Origin of the sequence: Cellulomonas fimi, from assembly GCF_012952065.1 — a bacterium.
Lineage (GTDB): Bacteria > Actinomycetota > Actinomycetes > Actinomycetales > Cellulomonadaceae > Pengzhenrongella > Pengzhenrongella fimi_A.
This window is the reverse complement of the sequence record NZ_JABCJJ010000004.1, coordinates 71,857-98,083: the sequence shown is the minus strand read 5'-3', so window position 1 is coordinate 98,083 and position 26,227 is coordinate 71,857. Positions and strand designations below refer to the sequence as shown.

At 73.7% G+C, this 26,227-nt stretch carries 21 protein-coding genes; 14 read left to right on the top strand and 7 right to left on the bottom strand.

Features of this window, described 5'->3' with window-relative positions:
* Nucleotides 1-88 precede the first annotated feature (88 nt).
* Nucleotides 89-955 carry a hypothetical protein gene (locus HIR71_RS04190; RefSeq protein WP_169323713.1) on the top strand — a complete coding sequence of 289 codons (867 nt, stop codon included), beginning with the start codon at nucleotides 89-91 and terminating at the stop codon, nucleotides 953-955.
* 51 nt (nucleotides 956-1,006) lie between these two features.
* On the opposite strand, the gene HIR71_RS16695 is transcribed toward HIR71_RS04190, so the two are convergent.
* The gene (locus HIR71_RS16695; protein ID WP_311836078.1) at nucleotides 1,007-1,411 is read right to left on the bottom strand and encodes a Fur family transcriptional regulator; all 405 of its coding nucleotides are present in this window, start codon (nucleotides 1,409-1,411) and stop codon (nucleotides 1,007-1,009) included.
* Nucleotides 1,412-1,567: 156 nt separating this feature from the next.
* On the opposite strand from HIR71_RS16695, the gene glgX reads away from it, so the two are divergent.
* The 6 genes from glgX to HIR71_RS04155 are packed head-to-tail and all read left to right on the top strand — an operon-like array spanning nucleotide 1,568 to nucleotide 9,759.
* Nucleotides 1,568-3,715, top strand: coding sequence for a glycogen debranching protein GlgX (gene glgX / locus HIR71_RS04180; protein WP_169323711.1), 2,148 nt, complete (start codon nucleotides 1,568-1,570; stop codon nucleotides 3,713-3,715).
* Entirely contained in the window at nucleotides 3,712-6,243 is a 2,532-nt protein-coding gene (gene treY, locus HIR71_RS04175; RefSeq protein ID WP_169323709.1) for a malto-oligosyltrehalose synthase, read from the top strand. The genes glgX and treY overlap by 4 nt, the downstream gene beginning before the upstream one ends.
* A gap of 1 nt (nucleotide 6,244) precedes the next feature.
* A complete protein-coding gene (treZ, locus tag HIR71_RS04170) occupies nucleotides 6,245-8,059 on the top strand; it encodes a malto-oligosyltrehalose trehalohydrolase (protein ID WP_169323707.1) in 1,815 nt (604 codons plus the stop codon).
* Nucleotides 8,060-8,084: 25 nt separating this feature from the next.
* On the top strand, nucleotides 8,085-8,942 hold the full coding sequence (locus tag HIR71_RS04165; RefSeq protein ID WP_169323706.1) for a PPK2 family polyphosphate kinase: 858 nt from the start codon (nucleotides 8,085-8,087) through the stop codon (nucleotides 8,940-8,942).
* Entirely contained in the window at nucleotides 8,939-9,109 is a 171-nt protein-coding gene (locus HIR71_RS04160; protein WP_169323704.1) for a hypothetical protein, read from the top strand. Before HIR71_RS04165 ends, HIR71_RS04160 begins: the two co-directional genes overlap by 4 nt.
* Nucleotides 9,106-9,759, top strand: a complete 654-nt coding sequence (locus tag HIR71_RS04155) for a class I SAM-dependent methyltransferase (protein WP_311836077.1) — start codon at nucleotides 9,106-9,108, stop codon at nucleotides 9,757-9,759. The genes HIR71_RS04160 and HIR71_RS04155 overlap by 4 nt, the downstream gene beginning before the upstream one ends.
* On the opposite strand, the gene HIR71_RS04150 is transcribed toward HIR71_RS04155, so the two are convergent.
* Together HIR71_RS04150 and zapE are read right to left on the bottom strand one after the other, a co-directional pair.
* Nucleotides 9,752-11,290 (bottom strand): alpha/beta hydrolase domain-containing protein, encoded by a 1,539-nt coding sequence (locus HIR71_RS04150; protein ID WP_169323701.1) that lies wholly within the window; start codon nucleotides 11,288-11,290, stop codon nucleotides 9,752-9,754. The genes HIR71_RS04155 and HIR71_RS04150 overlap by 8 nt on opposite strands.
* 161 nt (nucleotides 11,291-11,451) lie before the next feature.
* Nucleotides 11,452-12,507 carry a cell division protein ZapE gene (gene zapE / locus HIR71_RS04145; protein WP_169323699.1) on the bottom strand — a complete coding sequence of 352 codons (1,056 nt, stop codon included), beginning with the start codon at nucleotides 12,505-12,507 and terminating at the stop codon, nucleotides 11,452-11,454.
* A 40-nt stretch (nucleotides 12,508-12,547) separates the two neighbouring features.
* Here zapE and HIR71_RS04140 point away from each other — a divergent pair, with 40 nt between their 5' ends.
* Together HIR71_RS04140 and HIR71_RS04135 are read left to right on the top strand one after the other, a co-directional pair.
* Nucleotides 12,548-13,336: a dihydrofolate reductase family protein gene (locus tag HIR71_RS04140; RefSeq protein ID WP_169323697.1), complete on the top strand. Its 789-nt coding sequence runs from the start codon at nucleotides 12,548-12,550 to the stop codon at nucleotides 13,334-13,336.
* 30 nt (nucleotides 13,337-13,366) lie between these two features.
* Nucleotides 13,367-13,882 carry a hypothetical protein gene (locus tag HIR71_RS04135; protein ID WP_169323868.1) on the top strand — a complete coding sequence of 172 codons (516 nt, stop codon included), beginning with the start codon at nucleotides 13,367-13,369 and terminating at the stop codon, nucleotides 13,880-13,882.
* 35 nt (nucleotides 13,883-13,917) lie between these two features.
* On the opposite strand, the gene HIR71_RS04130 is transcribed toward HIR71_RS04135, so the two are convergent.
* Both HIR71_RS04130 and gndA read right to left on the bottom strand, forming a co-directional pair.
* The gene (locus HIR71_RS04130; protein WP_311836089.1) at nucleotides 13,918-15,135 is read right to left on the bottom strand and encodes a carboxylate--amine ligase; all 1,218 of its coding nucleotides are present in this window, start codon (nucleotides 15,133-15,135) and stop codon (nucleotides 13,918-13,920) included.
* A 95-nt stretch (nucleotides 15,136-15,230) separates the two neighbouring features.
* Nucleotides 15,231-16,667 carry an NADP-dependent phosphogluconate dehydrogenase gene (gndA, locus tag HIR71_RS04125; RefSeq protein WP_169323694.1) on the bottom strand — a complete coding sequence of 479 codons (1,437 nt, stop codon included), beginning with the start codon at nucleotides 16,665-16,667 and terminating at the stop codon, nucleotides 15,231-15,233.
* Between the two features lie 165 nt (nucleotides 16,668-16,832).
* Here gndA and HIR71_RS04120 point away from each other — a divergent pair, with 165 nt between their 5' ends.
* From HIR71_RS04120 to HIR71_RS04100, 5 genes are all read left to right on the top strand, one after another.
* Nucleotides 16,833-17,357 carry a DUF3000 domain-containing protein gene (locus tag HIR71_RS04120; protein ID WP_169323866.1) on the top strand — a complete coding sequence of 175 codons (525 nt, stop codon included), beginning with the start codon at nucleotides 16,833-16,835 and terminating at the stop codon, nucleotides 17,355-17,357.
* Nucleotides 17,358-17,473: 116 nt separating this feature from the next.
* Complete coding sequence (locus HIR71_RS04115) at nucleotides 17,474-18,022, top strand: helix-turn-helix transcriptional regulator (protein ID WP_311836075.1); 549 nt, start codon at nucleotides 17,474-17,476, stop codon at nucleotides 18,020-18,022.
* 178 nt (nucleotides 18,023-18,200) lie between these two features.
* Nucleotides 18,201-19,454, top strand: coding sequence for a ribonuclease D (locus tag HIR71_RS04110; RefSeq protein ID WP_169323862.1), 1,254 nt, complete (start codon nucleotides 18,201-18,203; stop codon nucleotides 19,452-19,454).
* A gap of 98 nt (nucleotides 19,455-19,552) precedes the next feature.
* Nucleotides 19,553-20,827 carry a thiolase family protein gene (locus tag HIR71_RS04105; RefSeq protein ID WP_169323691.1) on the top strand — a complete coding sequence of 425 codons (1,275 nt, stop codon included), beginning with the start codon at nucleotides 19,553-19,555 and terminating at the stop codon, nucleotides 20,825-20,827.
* Nucleotides 20,828-20,901: 74 nt separating this feature from the next.
* Nucleotides 20,902-22,983, top strand: coding sequence for a 3-hydroxyacyl-CoA dehydrogenase NAD-binding domain-containing protein (locus tag HIR71_RS04100; RefSeq protein ID WP_249051559.1), 2,082 nt, complete (start codon nucleotides 20,902-20,904; stop codon nucleotides 22,981-22,983).
* Between the two features lie 28 nt (nucleotides 22,984-23,011).
* Here HIR71_RS04100 and pflA read toward each other — a convergent pair whose 3' ends face one another.
* Both pflA and pflB read right to left on the bottom strand, forming a co-directional pair.
* Nucleotides 23,012-23,893: a pyruvate formate-lyase-activating protein gene (gene pflA, locus HIR71_RS04095; protein ID WP_169323688.1), complete on the bottom strand. Its 882-nt coding sequence runs from the start codon at nucleotides 23,891-23,893 to the stop codon at nucleotides 23,012-23,014.
* Between the two features lie 10 nt (nucleotides 23,894-23,903).
* Nucleotides 23,904-26,174: a formate C-acetyltransferase gene (pflB, locus tag HIR71_RS04090; RefSeq protein WP_169323686.1), complete on the bottom strand. Its 2,271-nt coding sequence runs from the start codon at nucleotides 26,172-26,174 to the stop codon at nucleotides 23,904-23,906.
* Between the last annotated feature and the right edge of the window lie 53 nt (nucleotides 26,175-26,227).

Genomic DNA, 26,227 nt, shown 5'->3' with positions numbered 1-26,227 from the left:
ACTGTGCCTCGCTGCCCGCGGGGTCGGGCGTAGCCTACGCAGGCCGCGTGGCTACCTGGGCGAATTGTCGGGTCCCTGGAGGAGTGTCGTGTCGCTTGCCCTGATCGGCGTAGCCGCCGCCGCGCTGTGCTCCGGGGCTGCCGCGGTGCTCCAGGCGCGCGCGGCCCGCCAGGAGCGCACGCGTCCGGGTCTCGACGCCGGTCTGCTCGTCCGGCTCGCACGGCGACCCGTCTACCTGGCCGCGCTCGGTCTCGTCGCGACCGGTTTCGCGCTCTCGTTCCTCGCGTTGCGCACGCTGCCGCTGTTCGTGGTCCAGTCGGGCCGCGCGTCGAGCCTCGCCGTGACGGCGGCGCTGTCGGTCGTGCTGCTCCGCACGCGGCTGAGCCGCCTGGAGGCAGGCGCCGTCGTGGGCGTGGTCGGCGGGCTGGTGCTCCTCGCCGCCTCCGCGAGCGCCCACCGCTCCGACGCCGTGCCGGCGGGCACCCGGCACGGTCTCCTCGTCGCGCTCGCCATCCTGGTGCTCGCCGCGGCCGCGGCCGCGCGGAGACCGGCGGGGCCGCGCGTGGGGCTCGTGCTGGGCGTCCTGTCGGGCGCGGCGTTCGCGGTGCTCGCGCTCGGCGCGCGCATCCTGCGTGGGTACGCACCCGACGTCGTCGTCGCCGACCCGGCGGCGTGGGCCATGGGGTTCGGGGGCCTGCTCGGGCTCCTGCTGGCGGCCATGGCCCTCCAGCGGACGACGGTCGTGGCGGCGACCGCAGCGATGGTCGCGACCGAGACCGTCGTCGGTTCCGCGCTCGGTGCGCTGCTCGCGGGGGACCGAGCGCTCCCGGGTGCCACCGGGACGGCGGTCGCCGGTTTCGCCCTGGTCCTGGCCGGCGCGATGAGTCTCGCGCGGTTCGGCGCACCCGACCAGGTGACGACCGCGCTGGACGCGTCGACGACCGTCGAGCCTTGATCGTGCATGCGATCGCGTGCGGGACGGCGCGCGAACCACGCGCACGGGCCGTCAGTCCGGGGCGCCCGCCCCGCACGACCCGCACGTGCCGAACAGCTCGACGGTGTGGTCGATCTCGGTGAACCCGTGCGCCGCCCCGACCGTCGCCGCCCACGCCTCGACGCCCGGACCGTCGATCTCGATCGCCGTCCCGCACGTGCGGCAGACGAGGTGGTGGTGGTGGGCGCGCCGGACGCACCGCCGGTAGAGCGCCTCGCCGTCCCCCGCCCGCAGCACGTCGACGTCCCCGCTCTCGGTGAGCGCCTGCATCGCGCGGTACACGGTGGCCAGACCCACGGTCGACCCCTTGGTGGTCAGCAGCTCGTGCAGCTGCTGCGCGCTGCGGAACTCACCGACGTCCTCGAGCAGGTCGACGATCGCCGCCCGCTGACGGGTGCTCCGCTGCTGCACCGCCACGTCCGCACCCCTCTCCACGCACCACCGACGGCGACGTCGCGCCTGCGCGGCCGTCGTCCCGGCCGTCGCGCCGCCATGGTATCTCCGCGTGTGACGTCGGCCCCGGTCCGGTCGTTCGCCGCGCGGCCCGGGCCGATCGCCTGGCACCCTGTGCACATGCAGATCTGGCCTGGACACCCCTACCCGCTCGGCGCGACGTTCGACGGGACGGGCACGAACTTCGCGCTGTTCTCCGAGGTGGCGGAGCGGGTCGAGCTGTGCCTCATCGCCGACGACGGTGGCGAGACCCGGATCGAGCTGACCGAGGTGGACGGCTTCGTCTGGCACGCGTACGTCCCCGGGCTGAACCCCGGGCAGCGTTACGGCTACCGCGTGCACGGCCCGTACGACCCCGCGAACGGGCACCGGTGCAACCCCAGCAAGCTGCTGCTCGACCCGTACGCCAAGGCGATCGACGGGCAGATCGACGGCGACCCGTCCCTGTTCTCCTACCGGTTCGACGCGCCCGACGAGCGCAACGACGACGACTCCGCGGGCCACACGATGACGTCGGTCGTGATCAACCCGTTCTTCGACTGGGGCCACGACCGTCCCCCGCAGCACGAGTACCACGCGAGCGTGATCTACGAGGCTCACGTCAAGGGCCTGACGATGCGTCACCCGGACGTCCCGGAGGAGCTGCGCGGCACCTACGCGGGCATCGCGCACCCGGCGATCGTCGACCATCTCGCGTCGCTCGGCGTGACCGCGATCGAGCTCATGCCCGTGCACCAGTTCGTCAACGACCCCCACCTCGTGGAGAAGGGGCTCTCGAACTACTGGGGCTACAACACGATCGGGTTCTTCGCCCCCCACAACGGCTACAGTGCCCTCGGCCAGCCCGGCCAGCAGGTCCAGGACTTCAAGGCCATGGTCAAGGCGCTGCACGCCGCGGATATCGAGGTGATCCTCGACGTCGTCTACAACCACACGGCCGAGGGCAACCACCTGGGCCCGACGCTCTCGTTCCGCGGCATCGACAACGCGGCCTACTACCGGCTCGTCGACGACGACCAGGCGCACTACTTCGACACGACCGGCACCGGGAACTCGCTGCTCATGCGCCACCCCCACGTGCTGCAGCTGATCATGGACTCGCTGCGTTACTGGGTGCAGGACATGCACGTCGACGGGTTCCGCTTCGACCTCGCGTCGACGCTGGCGCGCCAGTTCCACGAGGTCGACCGCCTGTCCGCGTTCTTCGACATGGTCCAGCAGGACCCGGTCATCAGCCAGGTCAAGCTGATCGCCGAGCCGTGGGACCTCGGCGCGGGCGGGTACCAGGTCGGCGGGTTCCCGCCGCTGTGGAGCGAGTGGAACGGCGACTACCGCGACACGGTCCGCGACTTCTGGCGCGGCGAGCCCTCGACCCTCGCGCAGTTCGCGAGCCGGATCGCGGGCTCCTCGGACCTCTACGAGCACACGGGCCGCAAGCCGATCGCATCCGTGAACTTCGTCACCGCGCACGACGGCTTCACGCTCGCCGACCTCGTCTCCTACAACGAGAAGCACAACGAGGCGAACGGCGAGGACAACAAGGACGGCGAGAGCCACAACCGCTCGTGGAACTGCGGGGTCGAGGGGCCGACGTCGGATCCGGAGGTCCGCGCCCTGCGCGGCCGCCAGCAGCGCAACTTCCTCACGACCCTGCTGCTCTCCCAGGGGGTCCCGATGATCGCGCACGGCGACGAGCTCGGACGGACCCAGCAGGGCAACAACAACGTCTACGCCCAGGACAACGAGCTGTCGTGGATCGACTGGAACCTCGACGCGCCGCGCCTCGCGCTGGTCGAGTTCACGCAACGGCTCGTGCGACTGCGGCGCGACCACCCGGTCCTGCGGCGCCGCCGGTTCTTCGCCGGGCAGCCCGACCAGGACCGCGAGTCGAACCTGCGTGACATCGCCTGGTTCACGCCGTCCGGTGAGAACATGCGCCAGGAGGCGTGGGAGGTCGACCACGCCCGCGCGGTCATGGTGTTCCTCAACGGCGAGGCGATCAGCGAGCCCGACCCGCGCGGCGAGCCGATCGTCGACGACAGCTTCCTGGTCATGTTCAACGCGAGCCCGGACGACCTCACGTTCACGCTGCCGCCGGCCGACTTCGGGGCCGAGTGGACCTGCGTCCTCGACACCGACCACAACCTCGAGGTCGGCGAGAGCGTCGACGCCGCCTCCGTGGTCAAGGTGACCGCCCGCAGCACCGTGGTGCTCACCCGCCCGGCAGGGACCGCCGGCGCCGGTGCGTCGGGGCTGGGCTCCGCGTGAGCGAGGCGCACGAGCCCACGCCGACCGGGTCGGCGCGGCGTCGTCCGGCTGCCGGTCGTCCCACGCCGGTCTCGACGTACCGCCTGCAGCTGGGCGCCGACCTCACGCTGGACGACGCCGCCGCGCTCGTGCCGTACCTCGCGGACCTGGGGGTCACGCACGTCTACCTCTCCCCCGTCCTGCGGGCGGCACCGGGCTCGACGCACGGGTACGACGTCGTCGACCACGACGAGGTCTCCCCCGTGCTCGGGGGCCGCGAGGCCCTGGACCGCCTCCGCGCCGCCGCGACGGCCCGGGGCCTCGGGCTGATCCTCGACATCGTGCCGAACCACATGGCCGTGCCGACCCCGGCCTGGCACAACCGGGCACTGTGGTCCGTCCTCGCGCACGGGCCGGAGTCGGCGTACGCCGCCTGGTTCGACGTCGACTGGTCGGCCGGCGACGGCGCGCTGCTCATGCCGGTGCTCGGCGACCGGATCGGCGCGGTCCTCGGCCGCGGCGAGGTCACCCTCGACCGGATGGTGGTGCCCGGCCTCGAGGACGGGGGCGAGGTCGACGTGCTCCGCTACTACGACCACGTGTTCCCGGTGCGCGCCGGGACGTCCGCGCTGCCGCTCGCGGAGCTGCTGGACCGCCAGCACTACCGGCTCGCGTACTGGCGCGTCGCCGACGAGGAGCTCAACTACCGGCGCTTCTTCGACGTGGGCACGCTCGCCGCGGTCCGGGTCGAGGACGCCGAGGTCTTCGACGCGACGCACGCGCTCGTGCTCGAGCTCGTGCACGACGGCACGCTCGACGGGCTCCGGATCGACCACCCTGACGGCCTCGCCGACCCCACCGGGTATCTCGCGCGCCTGGCTGAGCAGAGCGGTGGCGCGTGGGTCGCGGTCGAGAAGATCCTGGCCGGCGACGAGGAGCTGCCTCCCGACTGGGCAACGGTCGGCACCACGGGCTACGAGTCGCTGTGGCGGCTGCAGTCCACGTTCACCGATCCGGCAGGCACGGCGACCCTCGGTGCGGTGATGCACCGCGTCGCCGGCGACAGCCCCGACGCGTTGCCCCACGTGATCGAGCGCGCGAAGCGCGAGATCGTCGACGGCGCCCTCTACGCCGAGGTCCACCGCCTCACCGAGCTCGCCGCGGGGATCTGCCGGGACGACCTGCGGCTGCGGGACCACACCTGGCGCGCGCTCGAGGACTGCCTGGTCGAGCTGCTCGTCGCCTTCGACCGCTACCGGGCGTACGTGGTGCCGGGCGAGGAGGTCCACCGGGACAGCGTCGACGCGATGCTCGCGGCGGCGGAGGTCGCCCGCTCGCGCCTCGCGGAGGAGCGCTGGGCCACCATGGACGTGCTGGTCGACCTGCTCCTCGGCCGCGAGGCCGGGAGCGCCGGCCAGACGCGCGGCGCACGTCGCGACGAGCTGGTCGTGCGGTTCCAGCAGACGTGCGGCGCCGTCATGGCCAAGGGCGTCGAGGACACGGCGTTCTACCGCTGGACCCACGAGGTCGGGCTGTGCGAGGTCGGCGGCGAGCCGGGCAGGTTCGCGGTCAGCCCGGACGAGATGCACGCCTGGGCCGCGCGCGCGCAGTGGCAGACGCCCGTCGGGATGACCACGCTCTCGACGCACGACACGAAGCGCGGCGAGGACACGCGCGCGCGGCTGGGCGTGCTGAGCGAGCTGCCCGACGAGTGGGCCGAGCTCGTCGAACGGCTGCGCGACGCGACCGCGGGCTACCGGACGGCGCTCCTCGACGGGCGCACCGAGAACCTGCTCTGGCAGACCCTCGCGGGCACCTGGTCGGACGACGGCCCGATCGCCGTCGAGCGTCTGCACGAGTACCTGACCAAGGCGATGCGCGAGGCGAAGAGCCGCACGCGGTGGACGGCGCCCGACGAGGCGTACGAGTCGGCCGTGCTCGGCGTCGCCGAGCGCGCGGTCGAGGACCCCCGGGTCGCGCTGCTGCTGGAGGGCTGGCTGGCGCGGGCCTCCACCGGCGTGCGCGCCGCGACCCTCGGCACCAAGCTCGCCCAGCTCACGCTCCCGGGCGTCGCGGACGTGTACCAGGGCACCGAGGTGCCGGCCCTGACGCTGGTCGACCCGGACAACCGCCGCCCCGTCGACCACGTGGCGCTCAGCGAGCGTCTCGAGCGGCTCGACGCAGGCGCCGGTCCGCGCGACCTCGCCGACGAGAAGCTCCTGGTGACGTCGCGCGCGCTTCGCGTGCGTCGGGACCGGCCGAACGTCTTCGTCGGCGCCCAGGCGGGGTACGTGCCGCTCGCCGCGTCGACCGGGCACCTGTTCGGCTTCGCCCGGACCGAGGCCGGCTCGCCCGAGGTGATCACGCTGACGACCCGGCTCGCGATCGGGCTCGAGCGGCTGGGCGGCTGGGCGGGGCACACCGTCGCGCTCCCCGAGGGCGCGTGGGTCGACGTGCTGTCCGACCGGCCGGTCCAGGGCGGGGTGCAGCCGATAGCGCCGCTCCTCGACCGGCTGCCGGTCGCCCTGCTCGTCCGGACGGAGGCCTGACGTGCGGCCGAGGGTGTGGGCCCCCGACGCCGGGGCCGTGGAGCTCGTGCTGACGGATCCGGACCGCCGGCTCGCGCTCGAGCGGGCCGGCGACGGCTGGTGGGCGCCCCCGGTCGGCTCGGCGGACCTCGAGCACGGGACGGACTACGCGTTCGCGGTCGACGACGCCCCGCCGCGGCCGGACCCGCGTTCGGCGTGGCAGCCGGCCGGCGTGCATGCGGCGAGCCGGGTGTTCGACTCCGGGCGCTTCACCTGGACCGACGCGGGCTGGCGCGGCCGTGACGTGCGCGAGTCGGTCGTCTACGAGCTCCACGTCGGCACGTTCACCTCCGGGGGCACGCTCGACTCGGCGGTCGAGCGCCTCGACCACCTCGTGGACCTCGGCGTCGACATGGTCGAGCTCATGCCCGTCGCGGCGTTCGACGGCGAGCGGGGCTGGGGGTACGACGGGGTGGCGCTCTACGCGGTGCACGAGGCGTACGGCGGCCCCGAGGCGCTCCAGAGGTTCGTGGACGCGGCCCACGGGCGCGGTCTCGCGGTGTGCCTCGACGTCGTCTACAACCACCTGGGCCCCTCGGGCAACTACCTCGACACGTTCGGCCCGTACTTCACCGACCGGCACGAGACGCCCTGGGGCCGGGCGGTCAACCTCGACGGCCCCGGCTCCACGGGGGTCCGCCGGTGGATCTGCGACAACGCCCTGCACTGGCTTCGTGACTTCCACCTGGACGCCCTGCGCCTCGACGCGGTGCACGCGCTGGTCGACGACTCCGAGGTGCACGTCCTGGCACAGCTCTCGGACGAGGTCGCGACCCTCGCGGCCGAGCTGGGTCGTCCGCTCTCGCTGATCGCGGAGTCCGACCAGAACGACCCGGCGACCGTGAGCCCGACGGCCGACGGCGGCAAGGGCATGACGGCCCAGTGGGCGGACGACGTGCATCACGCGGTGCACGCGCTCGTCACCGGCGAGCGGCACGGCTACTACGCCGACTTCGGGGCCCCCGAGGTTCTCGCTCGCGCCCTCACGCGCGTCTTCGTGCCCGACGGCGGGTGGTCCGGCTTCCGCGACCGGCCGTGGGGCGCGCGTGTGCCGGCCGGGATGGACGGCCACCGGTTCGTGGTGTTCGCGTCCGACCACGACCAGGTCGGCAACCGCGCGCTCGGGGACCGGCCGTCGGCCCGGCTCGACGGCGGCGCGCTCGCCGCCTCCGCGGCTCTCGTGCTCGTCGGGCCGTACACGCCGATGATCTTCATGGGCGAGGAGTGGGGCGCCCGAACGCCGTGGATGTACTTCACCGACCACCAGGACCCCGAGCTCGCCGCGGCCGTGCGGCGCGGCCGCCACGACGAGTTCGCCACGCACGGCTGGGCCGAGCTGTACCCGGACCAGACGGTCGAGGGCGAGCTCGACGTGCCCGACCCGCAGAGCCCGTCGACGTTCGAGGCGAGCCGGCTCGACTGGTCAGAGCCGGCTCGGTCCGCGCACGCGCGCCTGCTCGCGTGGTACCGCGACCTCCTCGCGCTCCGGCGCTCGACGCCCGACCTCGCGACGGGCGACCGCGCCGCCACGACCGTCCGGTGGGACGAGCTCGCCGCCTGGGACGACCCGACGGGCGCCTCGTGGGTCGTGGTGCGACGGGGCGGCGTGCACGTGGCCGTCAACCTGTCCTCGGTCGAGCAGCGCGTGCCGGTACCAGGGGCCGGCGTCGCGGCCGTGCTCGCCGCCTGGGGACCCGTCCGCGTCGAGCCCGACGTCGTCGTCGTGCCGGCACGCGGGGTTGCCGTCGTCGGCCCGGGTGCCGCACCCGCCACCTGACGCGACGGCCCGACGAGGAGGAGCCATGGCGAGGCCGCAGTGGACCGTCCCCGCGCACCAGGTGCTGCGGGTCGGGCCGGACTTCCGTCTCGGTGACCTCGACCATCGCGCGACGCCGGGCTGGGGGGCAGGTCGCACCGCGGCAAAGGAACGGATGGCGGCCGCCGGCGACGAGCTCTCCGACCTCCAGGAGCGGCTCTTCGCGCACGGGAGGACTGGGGGGAGCCGGTCCGTCCTGCTGGTCCTCCAGGGCATGGACACGTCGGGCAAGGGCGGGATCGTGCGCCACGTCATCGGCATGGTCGATCCCCAGGGCGTCCAGCACCGCTCGTTCGGCGTGCCGACCGACGAGGAGAAGGCGCACGACTTCCTCTGGCGCATCCGCAGGGCGCTCCCCCGGCCCGGGATGATCGGCGTGTTCGACCGGTCGCAGTACGAGGACGTGCTGGTCCCGCGGGTCCACGAGACGGTGCCGGCAGAGATCTGGGAGGAGCGCTACGAGCGGATCGTCGACTTCGAGCGCGAGGTCGTCGCGTCCGGCACGACGATCGTCAAGGTCGTGCTCGCGATCTCGCCCGAGGAGCAGCGCGAGCGGCTGGCGGCCCGGCTCGACCGCCCGGACAAGCACTGGAAGTACGACCCGGGAGACCTCGACGAGCGGCTCCTGCGGCCGAGGTACGCGGAGGCGTACCAGGCGGTGCTCGACCGCACGTCCACGGACCTCGCCCCGTGGCACGCGGTCCCGGCCGACCGGAAGTGGTACGCCCGCCTCGCGGTGAGCGAGCTGCTGCTGCACGGGCTGGAGGAGCTCCGGCTGGAGTGGCCTGCCGCGAACTTCGACGTCGAGGCCGAGAAGGCCCGGCTGGCGGCGCAGCCGTGGTGAGCACCAGCCCGTCCGGGCGACGCACCGGTGTGCGGTTCGGAGCGGCCCGGCAGGCTACCGACGAGCGCGCGCTGTCGGCGGTACCGCCCTGGCTCGTCGTGGTTCCAGGGCTGCTCGTCGCGGGGTCGGAGTCACTGCTCGCCGGGCGTGGCAGCATGGTCCGGTGACCGACCCTGACGACCTCGTGCCCGACGCCGCCGAGTGGGACGAGCGCTACGGCGCCACCGAGCGGGTCTGGAGCGGGGAGCCGAACGGCACACTCGTCGCCGAGGTGGACGGCCTGTCGCCCGGCCGGGCGCTCGACGTGGGCTGCGGCGAGGGCGCCGACGCGGTGTGGCTGGCCAGCCGGGGCTGGCGGGTCACCGCGCTCGACGTCTCCCGCGTCGCGCTCGACCGGGCGGAGCGGCACGCCCGGAAGGCCGGGGTCGAGGTGACCTGGCGGCGCACCGGTCTGGTCGAGGCCGGCCTTCCGCGCGGCGTCTTCGACCTGGTCTCCGCCCAGTACCCCGTCCTGCGCAAGACCACCGACGCGTCGGCGGAGCACCTCCTCCTCGATCTCGTGGCACCGGGCGGGACGCTGCTCGTCGTCCACCACGACGTCGAGCGGGAACCCGACCACGCCCACGAGGGCGGGTTCGAGCCGTTCGACCCCGCGCTCTACGTTCTCCCGGCCGACGTCGCAGCGGTCCTCGGCCCGCAGTGGCGGATCGACGTCGACGAGCGCCGCCCCCGCGTGGTGCACGGGGGCGGCGGCGCCCACCACCAGCTCGATCTCGTGCTGCGCGCCGAGCGGCTCCGACACCCCGCCTCTACCTGATGTCGACCCGGGTCGCCTCACGGAACAACCACCGCGCGTCGTACTCCGTCAGCCATCGCTGGTCGACGAGCTCGTTGATGCTCGCCCGCACCGCCCGGATGTACACGCCCTCGTTGCCGTACAGCTCCGTGAGCGTCGCCGTGTCGAACGGCACCTCGTAACCGGCGATGAAGCAGAACGAGGCTCCCGTGGCGGTGCCGAACCAGGTGCTCGTCGGGACGTCGAGGTACGGCGAGCGCAGGCCGCCCTGGACGTTGCCGAACTCGTCGAGCACCGGGGCGCCGTCCTGCACGAGGATCGGCTCGGCGCGAGGGGGTGCTGTGCCCTCGCGCACCCAGAGGTCGAGGTTGCGCAGCGCGGCGTCGAAGAAGATCGCGCTGGGGAAGCGGCTGCGGGGACCCTCGTTGCACGACATGGGCGGGACGGAGCGGCCGGCCTGCACGATGTCCTCCGGAGCGGCCGAGAAGTACAGCTCGTCGGGCGTGGCGTGCCCGGCGCCCGCCATCTCGTAGTGACGGTAACGGTCGCCCGGCGCGTCGCTGTCGGGGCGCCGTGAGCCGATCCCGGGCAGGTAGTCGGACTGCGACATGATCCGCATGACCGGGACGCCGACGTCGGAGATCTGACGGCGCGCGTCCGTCGCAGGCGGCGCCGGCTCGCACTGGTTCATCGGGTAGGCGCCCGCGAACGCGCCGCCCGCGACGGCGACCAGGTAGGCGTCGTAGATCGGTTCGCCGTCGGACTCCACCACGAGCGGGTGCACCGCGTTGATGTAGTTGACGAGGTAGCCGCCCGTCTGCGAGTACCCGAACCCGTACGCGTACTCGACCATGCTCTCGGACGACCGGTAGCGCAGCGGGTTCGTCGGGGCGTCGCTCTTGAGCCACGCCCCGACCTGGCTGTAGATGTCCCAGACCAGGCCGTTCTCGGTCGTCCGCGAGCTGTCGGCCGCGACGGTCGCGCAGTTGCGCGGGTCGTCGAGCGGCAACGGGTTGGCGAAGGACAGTGCGGCGTAGCGGTCGGCGTCGAAGTTCTTCAGCGCCTCGACGGAGATCGGCTTGGCCGTGATGCCGACCCAGGCGTCACCGTTCTCGATGATCTGCCGGTGCGCGACCGCCCACCCGATGTTGAGGTCGAACAGGTTCGACGGGTTGAGCATCTCGACGACGACGTTCCCGCTGAAGCGCACCCCCTTCTCGGGACGGCGGACCAGCACGCGGGTCGTGTACGGCGCGTCGGGCGTCCGCACGACCGCGGGCCCCTCCTGCGGCCACGAGTACACGTTCGACGTCCCGCTGACGAGGAACTCCTCCTCGACGTAGTGCTCGCGGGACAGGTCCTGGGGCACCAGCTGGTGGTCGGCCGCGCCGAACGGGTAGGAGTCCGCCGTCACGGCGAGCGGCCCCTGGACCTGCGGGACCGGCGTCGTCGCGTCGGCGTCGGCGCCGGATGCCGGCGCGACCCCCACGCCGAGCCCGGTGGCAGCGAGCGCCAGCGCAGTGAGGACCGTGAGTGACCGTGGACGATTCATGGGTGCCCCCAGACGCCGACCGGCGGCTCGGGCGCGGCGTCGTCGCCACGTCCTGGCCCCCGTCGCAGCGCCTCGCGGGCGGCGTCCGCCCACCGACGGGGGCTTTGCCACGGTAGGACCCGGTGGTCGGGACCGCAATCAGTGCGGTGCGGCCGTCCGCGTCAGGCGGCCAGCTCGCGTCCCTGCTCGGCGAGCGACCCGAGACGGGACAGCGCCCGGTGGTACTTCTTGCGATAGCCCCCGCGCAGCATCGCCAGCGAGAACAGCTGGCGGTCCTCCGTCGCACCCATGAGCACCGGGACGTCGCGGTCGTACAGCCGGTCCACGAGGACCACGAAGCGCAGCGCCGTGCTCTGCTGCCGGATGGGCCGGACGCCGGTGAGGCCGACCAGCGTCACGTCGTCGAGCAGCGCGCCGTAGCGGCTCGGGTGCACCTCCTTGAGGTGCCGCAGCAGCGTGCCGAAGTCGTCGAGAGTCGCCCCGGGGTCGGCCGCCACGGCGGCCCGCACCAGCTCCTCCGGCACGCACCCGCCGGCCGTGACGACGGCGCGGTGCCGGTAGTCCTCGCCGTCGACCCGCAGCACCTGGAACCGGTCCGCCATCGCCTGGATCTCCCGGAGGAAGTCCTCGGCCGCGAACCGGCCCTCGCCGAGCGAACCGGGGAGCGTGTTCGACGTCGCGGCGAGCGCGACGCCCCGGTCGGCGAGCTCGCGCAGGAGGCGCGACATCAGGACGGTGTCCCCCGGGTCGTCGAGCTCGAACTCGTCGATCGCGACGAGCCGGTGGGTCGCGAGCGCGTCGACCGTGGCGCCGAACCCGAGCGCGCCGACGAGGTTCGTGTACTCGACGAACGTGCCGTAGGCCGCGGCCTCCGGACCGACGGCGTGCGCCAGGGCCGCGAGCAGGTGGGTCTTCCCGACGCCGAAGCCTCCGTCGAGGTAGACCGCGGGCGGCTCGGCGCGCCTGCGCCGCCGCAGCCACGACGCCGTCCGCTCGCGCCGCACCTCGTCCGCGACCGCGCGCAGGCGGTCCGCCGCGACCTGCTGGCTCGCGAACGCCGGGTCGGGGACGTAGCTCTCGAACGACGCGGATGCGAAGTGGCGTGGCGGGACGAGCTCGGCGAGGAGGCGATCGGTCGGCACGTGCGGTCGACGGTCCGCCAGGTGACGGGCCGCCGGGTGACGGGCCGCAGCGGCGCCGGGGTCAGCGGGTCTCACGACCGTCCAGCCTAGGCGCTCCGGTCGCTAGCCTCGTGTCATGCCCTCGGCCGAGCGACCCGACCTGGACGTCCTGCTGCCGCTCGACGGCGCGCCTCGGCGCCTGACCGGCGAGGACGCCGCGGAGCCCGCGCTCTGCGAGCTCTACGCGCACCCCGAGCCGCGCCCCGGGGACCCGGTGTGGGTGCGCGCGAACATGATCGGGACCCTCGACGGCGCCGCCACGGGGGCCGACGGCCGCTCGGGATCGATCAACGGGGACGCCGACCATCGCGTCTTCCGCGTGCTGCGCGCCATGGCCGACGTCGTGCTCATCGGTGCCGGCACGGCGCGGGCTGAGGGCTACGGCGCGCTCGCGGTGGCACCCGAGCTCGCCGCCGCGCGTGCCGCCCGTGGACAGCGGGTCGACCTCGAGCTGGCCCTCGTCAGCCGCACCGGCCCGCTCCCCGACCGGCTGCTGGACGCGGACCGGCCCCCGCTGGTCGTCACGGTCGCGGACCGACCCGACCTCGACGCCCTGAGCGACCGCATCGGCGCCGACCGGGTGCTCGTCGCGGGCCCCGACCGGGTGGACCTCGGGCTCGCGCTCGCGGGACTCGCCGCGCGCGGACTCGTGCGGGTGCTGGCCGAGGGCGGGCCGGGCGTCCTCGGCCAGCTGCTCGCCGCGGGGCTCGTCGACGAGCTGTGCCTCACCTGGAGCCCGCTGCTCGTGGGCGGACCGGCGCCACGTCTGGTCGCCCACGACGACTGGTTCGCCCCGCCGCTCGAGGCGCGGCCCGCGCACCTGCTGCACTCGGGCGGCGTGCTGCTCGGTCGGTGGCTCCTCTAGGCTCGCGGCGTGACCGACTCCGCGTTCCCGATGCCGTCCGAGCCGCTGCCCCCCGCGTCCGTCGCGACGACCGTCCTGGTGCTCACCGAGGACTCGTTGACGGCTGCGGACGTCGCCCACGTCCTCGCCCTGCACGACGGCGAGGGCCTCACGTACCGCGTGCTGGTGCCGGCCGACACCGAGCGCAACCTGCTCGTCTCGTTCGTCGACCACCTGGGCCTCGGGGAGCTGCGGGCCGCGCTCGACGACGTGCTCGGCCGTGAGCCGAAGCCCGCCGAGGCGCGCAAGGAGGCGTCCGAGCAGCTGGTCGAGAGCCTCGCGGCGTTCGCGGCGTCGGGAGCCACCGCCGAGGGCGCGGTCGTCGAGGACGACCCGCTCCCCGCCCTCGCCGCGGCCGTCGCGGCGGGCGGCGTCCGCGAGATCGTCGTGGTCACCTACCCGCACGCGGTCGAGGACACGTTCCACCGGGACTGGGCCTCTCGCGCGCGCGACGAGCTGCAGGTCCCCGTGCTGCACCTGTACGCGGGGACCAGCGAGCTCGGCTGAGGTCCAGCCCACCGGGACCTCAGCGCGCCGGGTCGTCAGAACCCGGTCTGCGTCGGCTCCGGGTAGTACGTGCGGAACTTGCGGACCTGGTTGAGCATCGCCGCCAGCACGTACGCCCGCCGCGCGACCGAGCCGTCGCCGCGGTAGCGCAGCGGGTGGGCGACGGCGCCCGCGCGGACCAGCGTGCGCACCCTGGCCCTGAGAGCGGGGTCGAGCACGTACCTCAGCAGCAGCCGGTGCGGCAGGATCGAGTAGAGGATCTCGCGGTCGACCACGACCGGCTCGACCGCACGACCCTGCACCCGGTCCTCGACGAGGAACCGCATCGGGTTCGCGCCCGCAGCCGTCACGTAGTAGTTGTTGCGGCCGATGCGGGGGTTCACCTCGAAGAACCGGAACGACCCGTCGCGCGGATCGACCTTGACGTCGAAGTTGGCGAACCCGACGTAACCGGTCGACGTGAGGAACCGCCGGGCCTGCTCGAGCATCGCGTCGACACGCTGCGTGATCATGGCGGCGGGGTTCCCGAGCCCCGACGGCGTGTGCTCCTCGAGCAGCACGTGCGCCGAGCACATCAACGTGAGCTCGCCCCGGCTGTCGACGTACGCGGTGATCGAGCGCATCTGCGTGTCGTCGCCCGGGATGAGCTCCTGGACCACGAACCGCCCGCGGAAGCCGGCACCCGCCAGCGCCGTCCAGAGCGCGTCGAGCTCGGCCGAGGTCGAGATCTCGAAGACCTTCTTCTTCCCGGGGAAGTGCACGTCCTGGTAGTCGGCGCTGCTCGCGGCCTTCGCGATGAGCGGGTAGGCGACGTCGACGGGACGGGGGCGCCAGTCGTCCTCGCCGGCCCCGGAGAAGTCCTGGACGACCGTGCGCGGCACGTCGATGCCGAGCCCGGTGCAGATCTCGGCGAACGTGGCCTTGTCCGAGATGCGGTCGAGCAGCGCCTCGTCGAGGAACGGCACGACGTAGTGCGGCTCGAGCCGCACGCGATGACGCACGACGACGCGGACGAGCCAGTCCGAGTTGGCGAGCAGGACGAGCCGACGCCCGGGCAGCTCGCCCGCGAGCGTGACGAGCCGGTCCACGAGGTCCTCGGGCGACGCGGCCGGGCCCAGCAGCACGTTGTCGAGGATCCGCGAGCGGGCCACGGGCCCGAGCGCGGCGCCGCTCACGACGATCGACCGCACGCCGTACGCCTCGTGGAACGACCGCGCGAGCGCGTACACGCCGATGTCGGCGCCGAGGATCACCGGCTGGAGCGGGGCCGAGCCGCGCCCGGCGGCGTCGGCGGTCGCGTCGTCGTCGGGCCCCGTGGCGTCCGGGACCGGGGTCCGGCCGCTCGCCGTCACTGGGCCGTCTCGCTGCGGTCACCCGTCCACTCGGTGTGGAACGTCCCGTCGCGGTCGACCCGGTGGTAGGTGTGCGCTCCGAAGAAGTCGCGCTGCGCCTGGACGAGCGCCGCGGGCAGCCGGTCGGCCCGGACGCCGTCGTAGTAGGCGAGCGACGACGAGAACGCGGGCGTCGGCACGCCGTTCTGGGCCGCGGCCGCGACGACGCGACGCCACGCGGCGACCCCGTTCCCGACGGCGCCCGTGAAGTACTCGTCGGCGAGCAGCAGCGGGAGGTTCGCGTCGCGCTCGTACGCCTCCGTGATCCGGTTGAGGAACCGGGCCCGGATGATGCAGCCGCCGCGCCAGATGCGTGCCATCGCGCCCCGGTCGATGTCCCAGTCGTACTCGGCGCTGGCCGCCGCGATCTGGTCGAAGCCCTGCGAGTACGCCACGACCTTCGACGCGTAGAGCGCAAGCCGCACGTCCTCGACGAAGGCGTCGCGGTCCTGGACGTCCCATGCGGCGGCGTGCGCCGGCAGCGCCCCGCGCGCCGCCTCGCGCTGCGGCACCGAGCCGGACAGGGCGCGGGCGAACGTCGCCTCCGCGATGCCGGTGATGGGCACGCCCAGGTCGAGCGCGTTCTGCACCGTCCACCGGCCCGTGCCCTTCTGCTCCGCCCGGTCGAGCACGACGTCGACGAAGGCCTGCCCGGTCTCCGCGTCGACGTGGCGCAGCACGTCGGCGGAGATCTCGATGAGGAATGACTCGAGGTCGCCCGAGTTCCACTCGGCGAAGATGTCGCCGATCTCGCTCGCGGACGCCCCGAGCCCCTGGCGGAGCAGGTCGTACGCCTCGGCGATGAGCTGCATGTCCGCGTACTCGATGCCGTTGTGCACCATCTTCACGAAGTGACCGGCGCCGTTCGGGCCGACGTAGGCGCAGCACGGCACGCCGTCGACCTTCGCGGAGATGTCCTCGAGGATCGGGCCGAGCGTCGTGTAGGACTCGCGCGAGCCGCCGGGCATGATGCTCGGCCCGTTGAGGGCGCCCTCCTCGCCGCCGGAGACGCCGGTGCCGACGAAGTGCAGCCCGTGGGCCTTGAGCTCGGCCTCGCGCCGGATCGTGTCCGGGAAGTGCGCGTTGCCGGCGTCGATCACGATGTCACCCTCCTCCAGGAGGGGCACGAGCTCGGCGATCACGGCGTCCGTCGGTCCGCCGGCCTTGACCATGACGACCACCTTGCGCGGCCGTTCGAGCGAGGCGACGAACTCCGCCATCGACTCCGAGGGCACGAACGTCCCGTCCGCGCCGTGGTCCGCGACCAGCGACTGCGTCCTGGCCCAGGAGCGGTTGTGCACGGCGACGGTGTACCCGTGCCGCGCGAAGTTGCGGGCCAGGTTGCGGCCCATCACGGCAAGGCCGGTGACGCCGATCTGCGCGGTTGCAGGCATGGGGGGTGCTCCTCGCTCGGGCGGTGGTGACGACGGCTCAGCCTATCGGCGGAGGGCGACACCGCCTCGGCGTGCCGGGGTCGGGGGCGCGTCGGGTCGCCGTACGCTCGGCCGGTGGTCACCCCCGGTCAGAGCGACGTGCCGGCCGAGTTCGTGCGCGCGCTCATGGCGCTGCGCGAGACCCGCCTGCGTCCCGAGGTGCACCTCGAGGAGGTGCCGGCGCCGGGCCGGATCGCGCCCTGGAGCGTGGCGCTCACCGCGGACGTGTCGGCCCCCCGCTCGGCCGACGAGCTCGCGTCGGGCCGGTTCGTCGTGCTCCACGACCCCGCGGGTCAGGAGGCGTGGGACGGCACGTTCAGGCTCGTGACGCTCGTGCGGGCGACGCTCGAGGCGGAGCTCGGCGCCGACGGCCTCCTGGCCGAGGTGGCGTGGACGTGGTTCGAGGACGCCCTCGCCGACGCGCAGGCGCCCGCGCGCGCGGCCGGCGGCACGGTGACCCGGGTGCTCTCGCAGAGCTTCGGGGCGCTCGAGGACCGTGCGGACGAGGTCGAGGTCGAGATCCGCGCGTCCTGGACGGCGCCGGACGGTGATCTCGGGCCGCACCTGCAGGCGTGGGCGCGACTGCTCTGCCAGGCCGCGGGTCTCCCGCCGCTCCCGCAGGGCGTCACGGCGATCGCGCCGCGTCGCTGACCCGCGACGGGCGTCGCGGCTCGGCGCGTCCGCGCAGAGGTACGCCGTCACCTCAAGTTTCCGGGGGTTCCGGCCGATAGGAGAGAGGTACCGTCCCCGTCCGCAGGAGAACCGTCGTGAGCATCGAGCCCCTGCGCAGCAGCTCAACCCTCCAGCGCGCGGTCGTCCCGGTCAGCCAGGCCCGGCGCCCGGCGCCCCTGGGGCAGATGTGCATCGTCGTGAACGAGCTCGGCGACGGCGACGGCACGACGCTCGTGCGCAACCTCGGACGGCGCGGGACCCCCCGGGTCGTCCTGCTGGCTCGCCGGGCGGCCCGTCGCGAGCTCGTCCAGCTCCTCGCCGGCGGCCTGCGCGGTGCCGTCGCGAGCGACTCACGGCGCATGCAGCTGGTCGGCGGGGACGAGCGGCCTGCCGGGGCCGGGTCGGGGCTCGCCCCCGTGGCACCGGCCGTCCCGACGGTCCCGCTGCAGACCGAGCTGACCGCGCGCGAGCTCGGGGTGCTCAAGCTCGTCGCGGACGGCCGGAGCAACCGACTCATCGGCGACGAGCTGGGCCTGTCGGCGCTCACCGTCAAGAGCCACCTCGCGCGGATCTCCCGCAAGCTCGGGACAGGTGACCGCGCCGAGCTCGTGGCGATGGTGATCCGCAGCGGGCTGATGCCCTGACCCGCGGGCCGGCGGCCGAGGGTCGCCGCCCGGGCACCGTCTCCTCGAGGCGCTCCGCGCGGGCTGGCGCTCGCGCGGCGTCCGACGACCTACGGTAGAAGCCGTGGGCGCACCCGATCTCGAACACCCGACCGACGTCGCGGACCCGCGTGACGCCGTCGTCGGGCCACCCAGCCCCATGGCCGGGCCCGACGACGCCCCGGCCGAGCCCCAGCCGGCCCCCGCGCGTCCCGCCGTGGTGCCCCTCGTCGAGCCCACCGAGGGCGTCCCCCCGGTCGTCGAGACGCGCGAGGCGCTCGAGGCGGTGGTCGCTGCGTTCGGCGCCGGGACGGGTCCGGTCGCGGTGGACGCGGAGCGAGCGTCGGGGTACCGGTACGGCCAGCGGACGTACCTCGTCCAGCTGCGCCGCGAGGGTGCCGGCACTGCCCTGATCGACCCCATCGCGCTGCCGGACCTCTCGCGCCTCTCCGACGCGCTCGTCGGGGTCGAGTGGGTGCTGCACGCCTCGTCCCAGGACCTTCCCGGCCTGGCGGAGCAGGGCATGCGCCCGAGCCGCGTCTTCGACACCGAGGTCGGCGCCCGCCTGCTCGGGCTCGAGCGCGTCGGGCTCGCGGCGGTCGTCGCCGAGCTGCTGGGCCTCGGGCTCGCGAAGGAGCACTCGGCCGTCGACTGGTCGACGCGCCCGCTCCCCGAGGGGTGGCTGCGCTATGCAGCCCTGGACGTCGAGGTGCTCGTGGAGCTTCGCGCCGTGATCGCCGAGCGGCTCGCGGAGGCCGGCAAGGCCGAGTGGGCGGCGCAGGAGTTCGAGGCGCTGCGGCTCGCGCCGCCGCCCGCGCCGCGGGTCGAGCCCTGGCGCCGCGTGTCGGGCCTGCACGTCGTGCGCGACGCGCGCCGCCTCGCCGTCGTGCGCGAGCTGTGGACCACCCGCGACGAGAACGCCCGCCACCGCGACCTCTCGCCCGGGCGGGTGCTGCCCGACCACGCGATCGTCGCGGCGGCGCAGGCGCTGCCGCGCTCCGTCGACCAGCTCACCGCGCTCCCCGCGTTCGCGGGCAAGGGCGCCCGGCGTCGCGCGGCGATGTGGCAGCAGGCCATCGACCGCGGGCTCGCCCTCGGCGAGAAGGAGCTGCCGTCCGTGCGCGGACCGCGCTCCGACGCGCCGCCGCCCCCGCGGGCGTGGCCCGACCGCGATCCCGCGGCGGCCGCGCGGCTCGCCGCGGCTCGCGAGGCGATGGCGTCGCTGTCGGCGGAGCACGACGTGCCGGTCGAGAACCTCCTCCTGCCCGACCTGCTGCGCCGGCTCTGCTGGTCGCCGCCCCCAGGCCTCGGGGGGGCGGAGGTCGCGGAAGCGCTCGCGGCGGGTGGCGCGCGGCCGTGGCAGGTCGAGCTCGTCGTGCCGCGGCTCGCCGCGGCACTTGCTACTGGTCAGTAACACCGGCCTGGTTCTTACCCGGTACGCCGGGTATCGTGTGTCTGCCCGCCGGGGACCGGCGGCACCACCCGGACACCGCTGTCCTGCCAGGAGGTCTGATGCCCAGCCCAGCCGCGCGCCGCCCCACGGTTCGCCCGGTCGTCTTCGTCGAGGGGGTCCGGACGCCGTTCGGACGCGCCCGCGAGGACGGTCTCTACGCCCACACCCGGGCGGACGACCTCGCGGTGAAGGCGGTGCGCGAGATCCTGCGCCGGCACCCCGAGCTCCCGCCCGAGCGGATCGACGAGGTCGCCGTCGCGGCGACGACGCAGTCGGGCGACCAGGGCCTGACGCTCGGTCGCACCGTCGGAGTGCTCGCCGGGCTTCCGCGCTCGGTGCCCGGCTACGCCATCGACCGCATGTGCGCCGGAGCGATGACCGCCGTCACGACGACCGCGGCCGGGATCGGCGTGGGCGCCCAGGACGTCGTCCTCGCCGGCGGCGTCGAGCACATGGGTCGGCACCCGATGGGGCTCGACGCGGACCCGAACCCCCGGTTCGTCTCCGAGAAGCTCGTGAGCGCCGATGCGCTCAACATGGGCAACACCGCCGAGAACCTGCATGACCGCTACCCCGCCCTGACCAAGGAGCGTGCGGACCGGTACGGCGTCGCGAGCCAGGCGAAGTACGCCGCCGCGCTGGCCGCCGGCCAGATCGAGCCCGACCTCGTGCCCGTCGCCACGCGCGACCCCGAGCGCGGCTGGGGGCTCGCGACGGCGGACGAGCCGCCGCGTCCGGGGACGAGCTTCGAGTCGATCCAGGACCTCAAGACGCCGTTCCGCCCCGGCGGCCGGGTGACGGCCGCGACGGCCGCGCCGCTCACGGACGGCGCCGCCGCCTGCCTGCTGGCCGCCGAGGACGTGGCCGAGGAGCTCGGCCTCCCGGCCCGGATGCGGATGGTCTCGTTCGCGTACGCGGGAGTCGCGCCCGAGGTGATGGGGATCGGACCGGTGCCCGCGACCCGCAAGGCGCTCGAGCGGGCCGGCCTGACGATCGAGGACATCGGCCTGTTCGAGATCAACGAGGCCTTCGCCGTGCAGGTCCTCGCGTTCCTCGACGAGTTCACGATCGAGGACGACGACCCGCGCGTGAACCCCTACGGCGGGGCCATCGCCGTGGGGCACCCGCTCGCCAGCTCGGGCGTGCGCCTGATGACCCAGCTCGCGCGCCAGTTCGCCGAGCGACCCGACGTCCGGTACGGCCTCACGACCATGTGCGTCGGCCTCGGCCAGGGCGGCACGGTGATCTGGGAGAACCCGCACCACGCCGACTACGAGGGCTACCGCCCGCCCACCACGACGTCCGCCACGACCACCGACGGGGTGCAGCGATGACCGGCACGAGGACCACGAGCGCGTCCACCGACGCGTCAGCCCGCCAGCCGAGCGGCCCCCGGCCGGAGCGGGTCATGCACGCTCTCGTGCGCGACGTCGCCCTCCCGGGGCGGGCCGGGACGCTCGCCCTGGTCACGGTCGACAACGGGCTCGACCACACCAAGCCCACGACGATCGGCCCGCTCGGTCTCACCGAGCTGCGGGCCGTGCTGGTCGAGCAGCAGCGGCGCGCGGCCGCGGGCGAGATCGTCGCCGTGGCCGTGACCGGCAAGCCCTACTACCTCGCGGCCGGGGCCGACCTCACCGCGGCCGCCGCGACCACGGACGAGTCCGACGCCCGGGCGCTCGCCGAGCTCGGCCACGCCGCGTTCCGGCTGCTGGGCGAGATGAGCGTGCCGACGTTCGCCTACGTCAACGGCGCGGCGCTCGGCGGGGGCCTCGAGCTCGCGCTGCACTGCACCTACCGCACGGTGGCGGGCGACGTCACTGCCCTCGCGCTCCCCGAGACGTTCCTGGGCCTCGTGCCCGGCTGGGGCGGCTGCTACCTCCTGCCCCGCCTGGTCGGGGTGCGCAACGCGCTCGAGCTCGTCCTCACCCGGCCGCTCGCGAACAACCGGATGACGAGGGCCGCCGAGGCGGTCGAGCTGGGCGTCGCGGACGTCCTGCTCCACCCGGCCGACTTCCTCGAGCGGTCGATCGCGTGGACGGCGGACGTGCTCGCCGGGCGCGTGCAGGTCGCGCGCCCGGTGGACCCCACGGACGACCCGGCGTGGGACGCGGTGATCGAAGGCGCTCGCGCGCAGCTCGACCAGCGCCTGCACGGCGCGCGGCTCGCGCCGTACCGCGCGCTCGACCTGGTGGCCGCGTCGCGCGCGCGCGGCCGCGAGGAGGCGTTCGCCGCCGAGGACGACGCGCTCGCGGACCTCATCATGTCCGACGAGATGCGCGCGAGCCTCTACGCGTTCGACCTGACCACGCGGAAGTCCCGCAAGCCCGCCGGCGCGCCGGCCGCGGAGCTCGCGCGGCCCGTCCGCTCGGTCGGCATCGTGGGTGCCGGTCTGATGGCGGGCCAGCTCGCGGTGCTCATGGCGCGTCGCCTGCGCGTGCCGATCGTCATGCGCGAGATCGACGACGACCGCGTGGCCGCGGGGCTCGCGGGCATCCGCTCGCTCGTCGAGGGGATGGCGAAGAAGGGCCGCATGTCGCAGGACGAGGCCAACCGCGTCCTCGGCTCGATCAGCGTCAGCACCGACCTCGGCACCCTCGCGGGCGCCGACCTCGTGATCGAGGCCGTCACCGAGGTGCTGGCGCTCAAGCAGCGCGTGTTCGCCGAGCTCGAGGACGTCATCGCGCCCGACGCGATCCTCGCGACGAACACCTCGGCCCTCTCGGTCGCCCAGATGTCGACGCACCTGCGCAACCCCGAGCGCGTCGTCGGCCTGCACTTCTTCAACCCGGTGGCGCAGATGCCGCTCGTCGAGGTCGTGCGCACGCCCGCGTCGAGCGACGCGGCGGTCGCCACCGCGTTCGCCGTCGCGAAGAAGCTCGGGAAGACGGCCGTCGGGGTCGCCGACCGCCCCGGCTTCGTGGTGAACCGGCTGCTGCTGCGGATGCTCGCCGAGGTGGCGGCCGCGGTCGAGGGCGGAACGCCGGTCCAGGTGGCCGACGTCGCGCTGCGTCCGCTCGGCCTGCCGATGAGCCCGTTCGCGCTCATCCAGCTCGTCGGGCTGCCGGTGGCGCTCCACGTGCTGGGCTCGCTGCACGAGGACCTCGGGGCGCGCTATCCGCTCTCCCCCGGGCTCGAACGGCTGGCGACGGAGGGTCGTCGCGTGGTGCCCGAGCCCGACGGACGCGGCGCCGAGCACGCGGTCGACCCCGCCATCCAGGAGGTCTTCGGCGAGCCCGGCGCCGGGTCGCTCGACGAGGCGGGCGTGCTCGACGCCGTGCTCGCGGGCCTCACGCAGGAGATCGGTCTCATGCTCGACGAGAAGGTCGTCGCGAGCCCGGACCAGATCGACCTCTGCATGATCCTGGGCGCGGGCTGGCCGTTCCACCTCGGCGGGCTCTCGCCGTACCTGGACCGGACGGGGTACTCCGAGCGGGTCCTCGGACGGCGGCTGCTGCCCGACGGCGTCGCGAACGTCCCGCAGGCCTGACCCCTCGCCGGGCGCGGCCTGGCGGTGCCTAGTGCACCGTCAGGCCGCGCGCCCGGAACTGCCCGCGAACGCGTTCGACGAGCTCGGGGGACGGCGGCTGCGTCTGCCCCAGCTCGTAGCGCATCCCGAGGGACTCCCACTTGTCGCGGCCCATCTGGTGGAACGGCAGGATCTCGACCCGGGAGACCGAGCCGAGCGTGGCCACGTACTCGGCGACGGCGTCGACGTTCCCCTCGTCGTCGGTGAGACCGGGGACCAGCACGAAGCGGATCCAGGTCTCGGTGCCCCGGGCGGCCAGGCGCCGGCCGAAGTCGAGCGTGGGCGCCAGCTCGTGCCCGGTCACGCGACGGTAGGTCTCGGGGTCACCCGACTTCACGTCGAGGAGCACGAGGTCGACGTCGTCGAGCATCTCGTCCGAGCAGTGCGCGCCGAGGTAGCCCGAGGTGTCGATCGCCGTGTGGATTCCGAGCTCCTTCGCCCCGCGCAGGACGCGCCGGACGAACGCGGGCTGCATGAGCGGCTCGCCGCCCGAGAGGGTGAGACCACCGCCGGTCACCTCGAAGATCGTGCGGTAGCGCGCGAGCCGGGCGAGAAGCTCTACCGCCGTCACCGGCTCGCCGTGGCGCATCTCCAGCGTGTCGGGGTTGTGGCAGTACAGGCAGCGCAGCGGGCACCCCGCGAGGAAGGCGGTCATGCGCGTCCCGGGCCCGTCCACCGCGGTGACGAGCTCCCACGAGTGGAGGGAGCCGAGCTCGCCCGCACGCATCTGCGCGAACCGCGTCGACCGGTCGGCCGCGCTCACCTCGAGACCGGCCGTCCCGGCCGAGGCCCGCCGGTGCGAGCCCCCGACCAGCGGGACGGCGAGCTCGATGACCGGTGCTCCGGCGTCGTGCGGGGTGACCACGCTCATGGCTGCCGCCTCAGACGCCGGCGTGGAACGTGCGGGAGAGGACGTCGAGCTGCTGCTCGCGGGTCAGCCGCACGAAGTTCACCGCGTACCCCGAGACCCGGATCGTGAGCTGCGGGTACTTCTCGGGGTGCTCCATCGCGTCCTCGAGCGTCTCGCGATTGAGCACGTTGACGTTGACATGGAACCCGCCCGAGACGGTGTAGCCGTCCAGCAGCCCGACGAGGTTCTCGACCTGCTCGGCGCGGTCGCGACCGAGTCCCGAGGGCACCACGGTCGAGGTCAGCGAGATGCCGTCCATCGCGTCGGAGTAGGGCAGCTTGGCGACGCTCAGCGCGCTCGCGAGCATCCCGTGCACGTCCCGGCCGTTCATCGGGTTGGCGCCGGGGGCGAACGGCTCGCCGGCGCGTCGACCGTCGGGGGTGTGCCCCGTGGCCTTGCCGTAGACGACGTTCGACGTGATCGTCAGGACCGACTGCGTGTGCAGCGCGTCGCGGTAGGTCCGCTGGCGACGGATCTTCGCCATGAAGCTCGACACGAGGTCGACGGCGATGCGGTCGGCGCGGTCGTCGTCGTTGCCGTACGTCGGGAAGTCGCCCTCCACCACGTAGTCGACGACGAGGCCGGTCTCGTCCCGCACCGGGCGCACCGCGGCGTACCGGATCGCCGAGAGCGAGTCGACCACGACGCTCAGCCCCGCGATGCCGCACGCCATGGTGCGCAGGATCTCGCCGTCATGGAGCGCCATCTCGAGCCGCTCGTACGCGTACTTGTCGTGCATGTAGTGCACGCAGTTGAGCGCGTCCACATAGGTCTCGGCGAGCCAGTCCAGCAGCACGTCGAGCTTCGCCGTCACGTCGTCGTAGTCGAGGACGTCGCCCTCGACCGGGGCCGTGGCCGGCGCGACCTGCTGGCCCGACACCTCGTCGCGGCCGCCGTTGATCGCGTACAGGAGCGACTTGGCGAGGTTCACGCGGGCGCCGAAGAACTGCATCTGCTTGCCGACGCGCATGGCCGAGACGCAGCAGGCGATCGCGGCGTCGTCGCCCCACGCGGCCCGGATGAGCTCGTCCGACTCGTACTGGATCGCGGAGGTGTCGATCGAGACCTGCGCGCAGAACGCCTTGAAGCCCGCGGGCAACCGGTGGCTCCACAGGACCGTGAGGTTCGGCTCGGGCGCGGGGCCCAGGTTGTAGAGGGTCTGGAGGAAGCGGAAGGACGACTTCGTCACGAGCGGACGTCCGTCCTCCCCGACGCCGCCGATCGACTCGGTCACCCACGTCGGGTCGCCCGAGAACAGCGCGTCGTACTCCGGCGTGCGCAGGAACCGCACGATCCGGAGCTTGATGACGAGGTCGTCGATCAGCTCCTGCGCGTCGGACTCGGTCAGGACGCCGTCGTCGAGGTCGCGCTGGAGGTACACGTCGAGGAACGTCGACGTGCGGCCCAGCGACATGGCCGCACCGTTCTGCTCCTTGACCGCGCCGAGGTACGCGAAGTAGAGCCACTGCACGGCCTCGCGACCCGTCGCGGCCGGACCTGAGATGTCGTAGCCGTACGAGGCGGCCATCGCCTTGAGCTCGCCGAGCGCCCGGATCTGCTCGGCGTTCTCCTCGCGAGCCCGGATCACGTCGTCGAGCGAACGCTCCATCCCGAGGGTCGCGCGCTCGACCTTCTTGGCCTCGATCAGGGCGTCGACGCCGTACAGCGCGACGCGCCGGTAGTCGCCGATGATCCGGCCGCGCCCGTAGGCGTCCGGGAGCCCGGTGATGATGTGCGATCTGCGAGCCGCCCGGACGTTCGGTGGGTACACGTCGAAGACGCCGTCGTTGTGGGTCCTGCGGTACTCGGTGAAGATCCTCCTGACCTGCTCGTCGGGCTCGTAGCCGTACGTCTGGAGCGCGCCCTCGACCATGCGCCAGCCGCCGTTGGGCATGATCGCCCGCTTGAGCGGGGCGTCGGTCTGGAGCCCCACGACGAGCTCGTTCGCCTGGTCGATGTAGCCCGGTGCGTGCGAGGTGATGGTCGACGGGGTGTGGGGGTCGACGTCGTAGACCCCCTTCTCCCGCTCCTGGGGGAACATCGCGCTGAGCTTCGCCCAGATGCCCGTCGTGCGTCCGGTGGGCCCCGCGAGGAACGCGCCGTCGCCGAGGTACGGCGTGTAGTTGCGCTGGATGAAGTCGCGCACGTCGATCCGGTCGTTCCAGGGGCCGGGGACGAAGCTGCGCCACGCGGGGTGCGCCTCGGTCGTCGTCGCGGGCTGCGGGACTGCGGTGGTGGTCATCGCGGGTGCTCCTCGTACGCGTCTGGTGCCTTCGACGCTACGAGCCGGGTCAT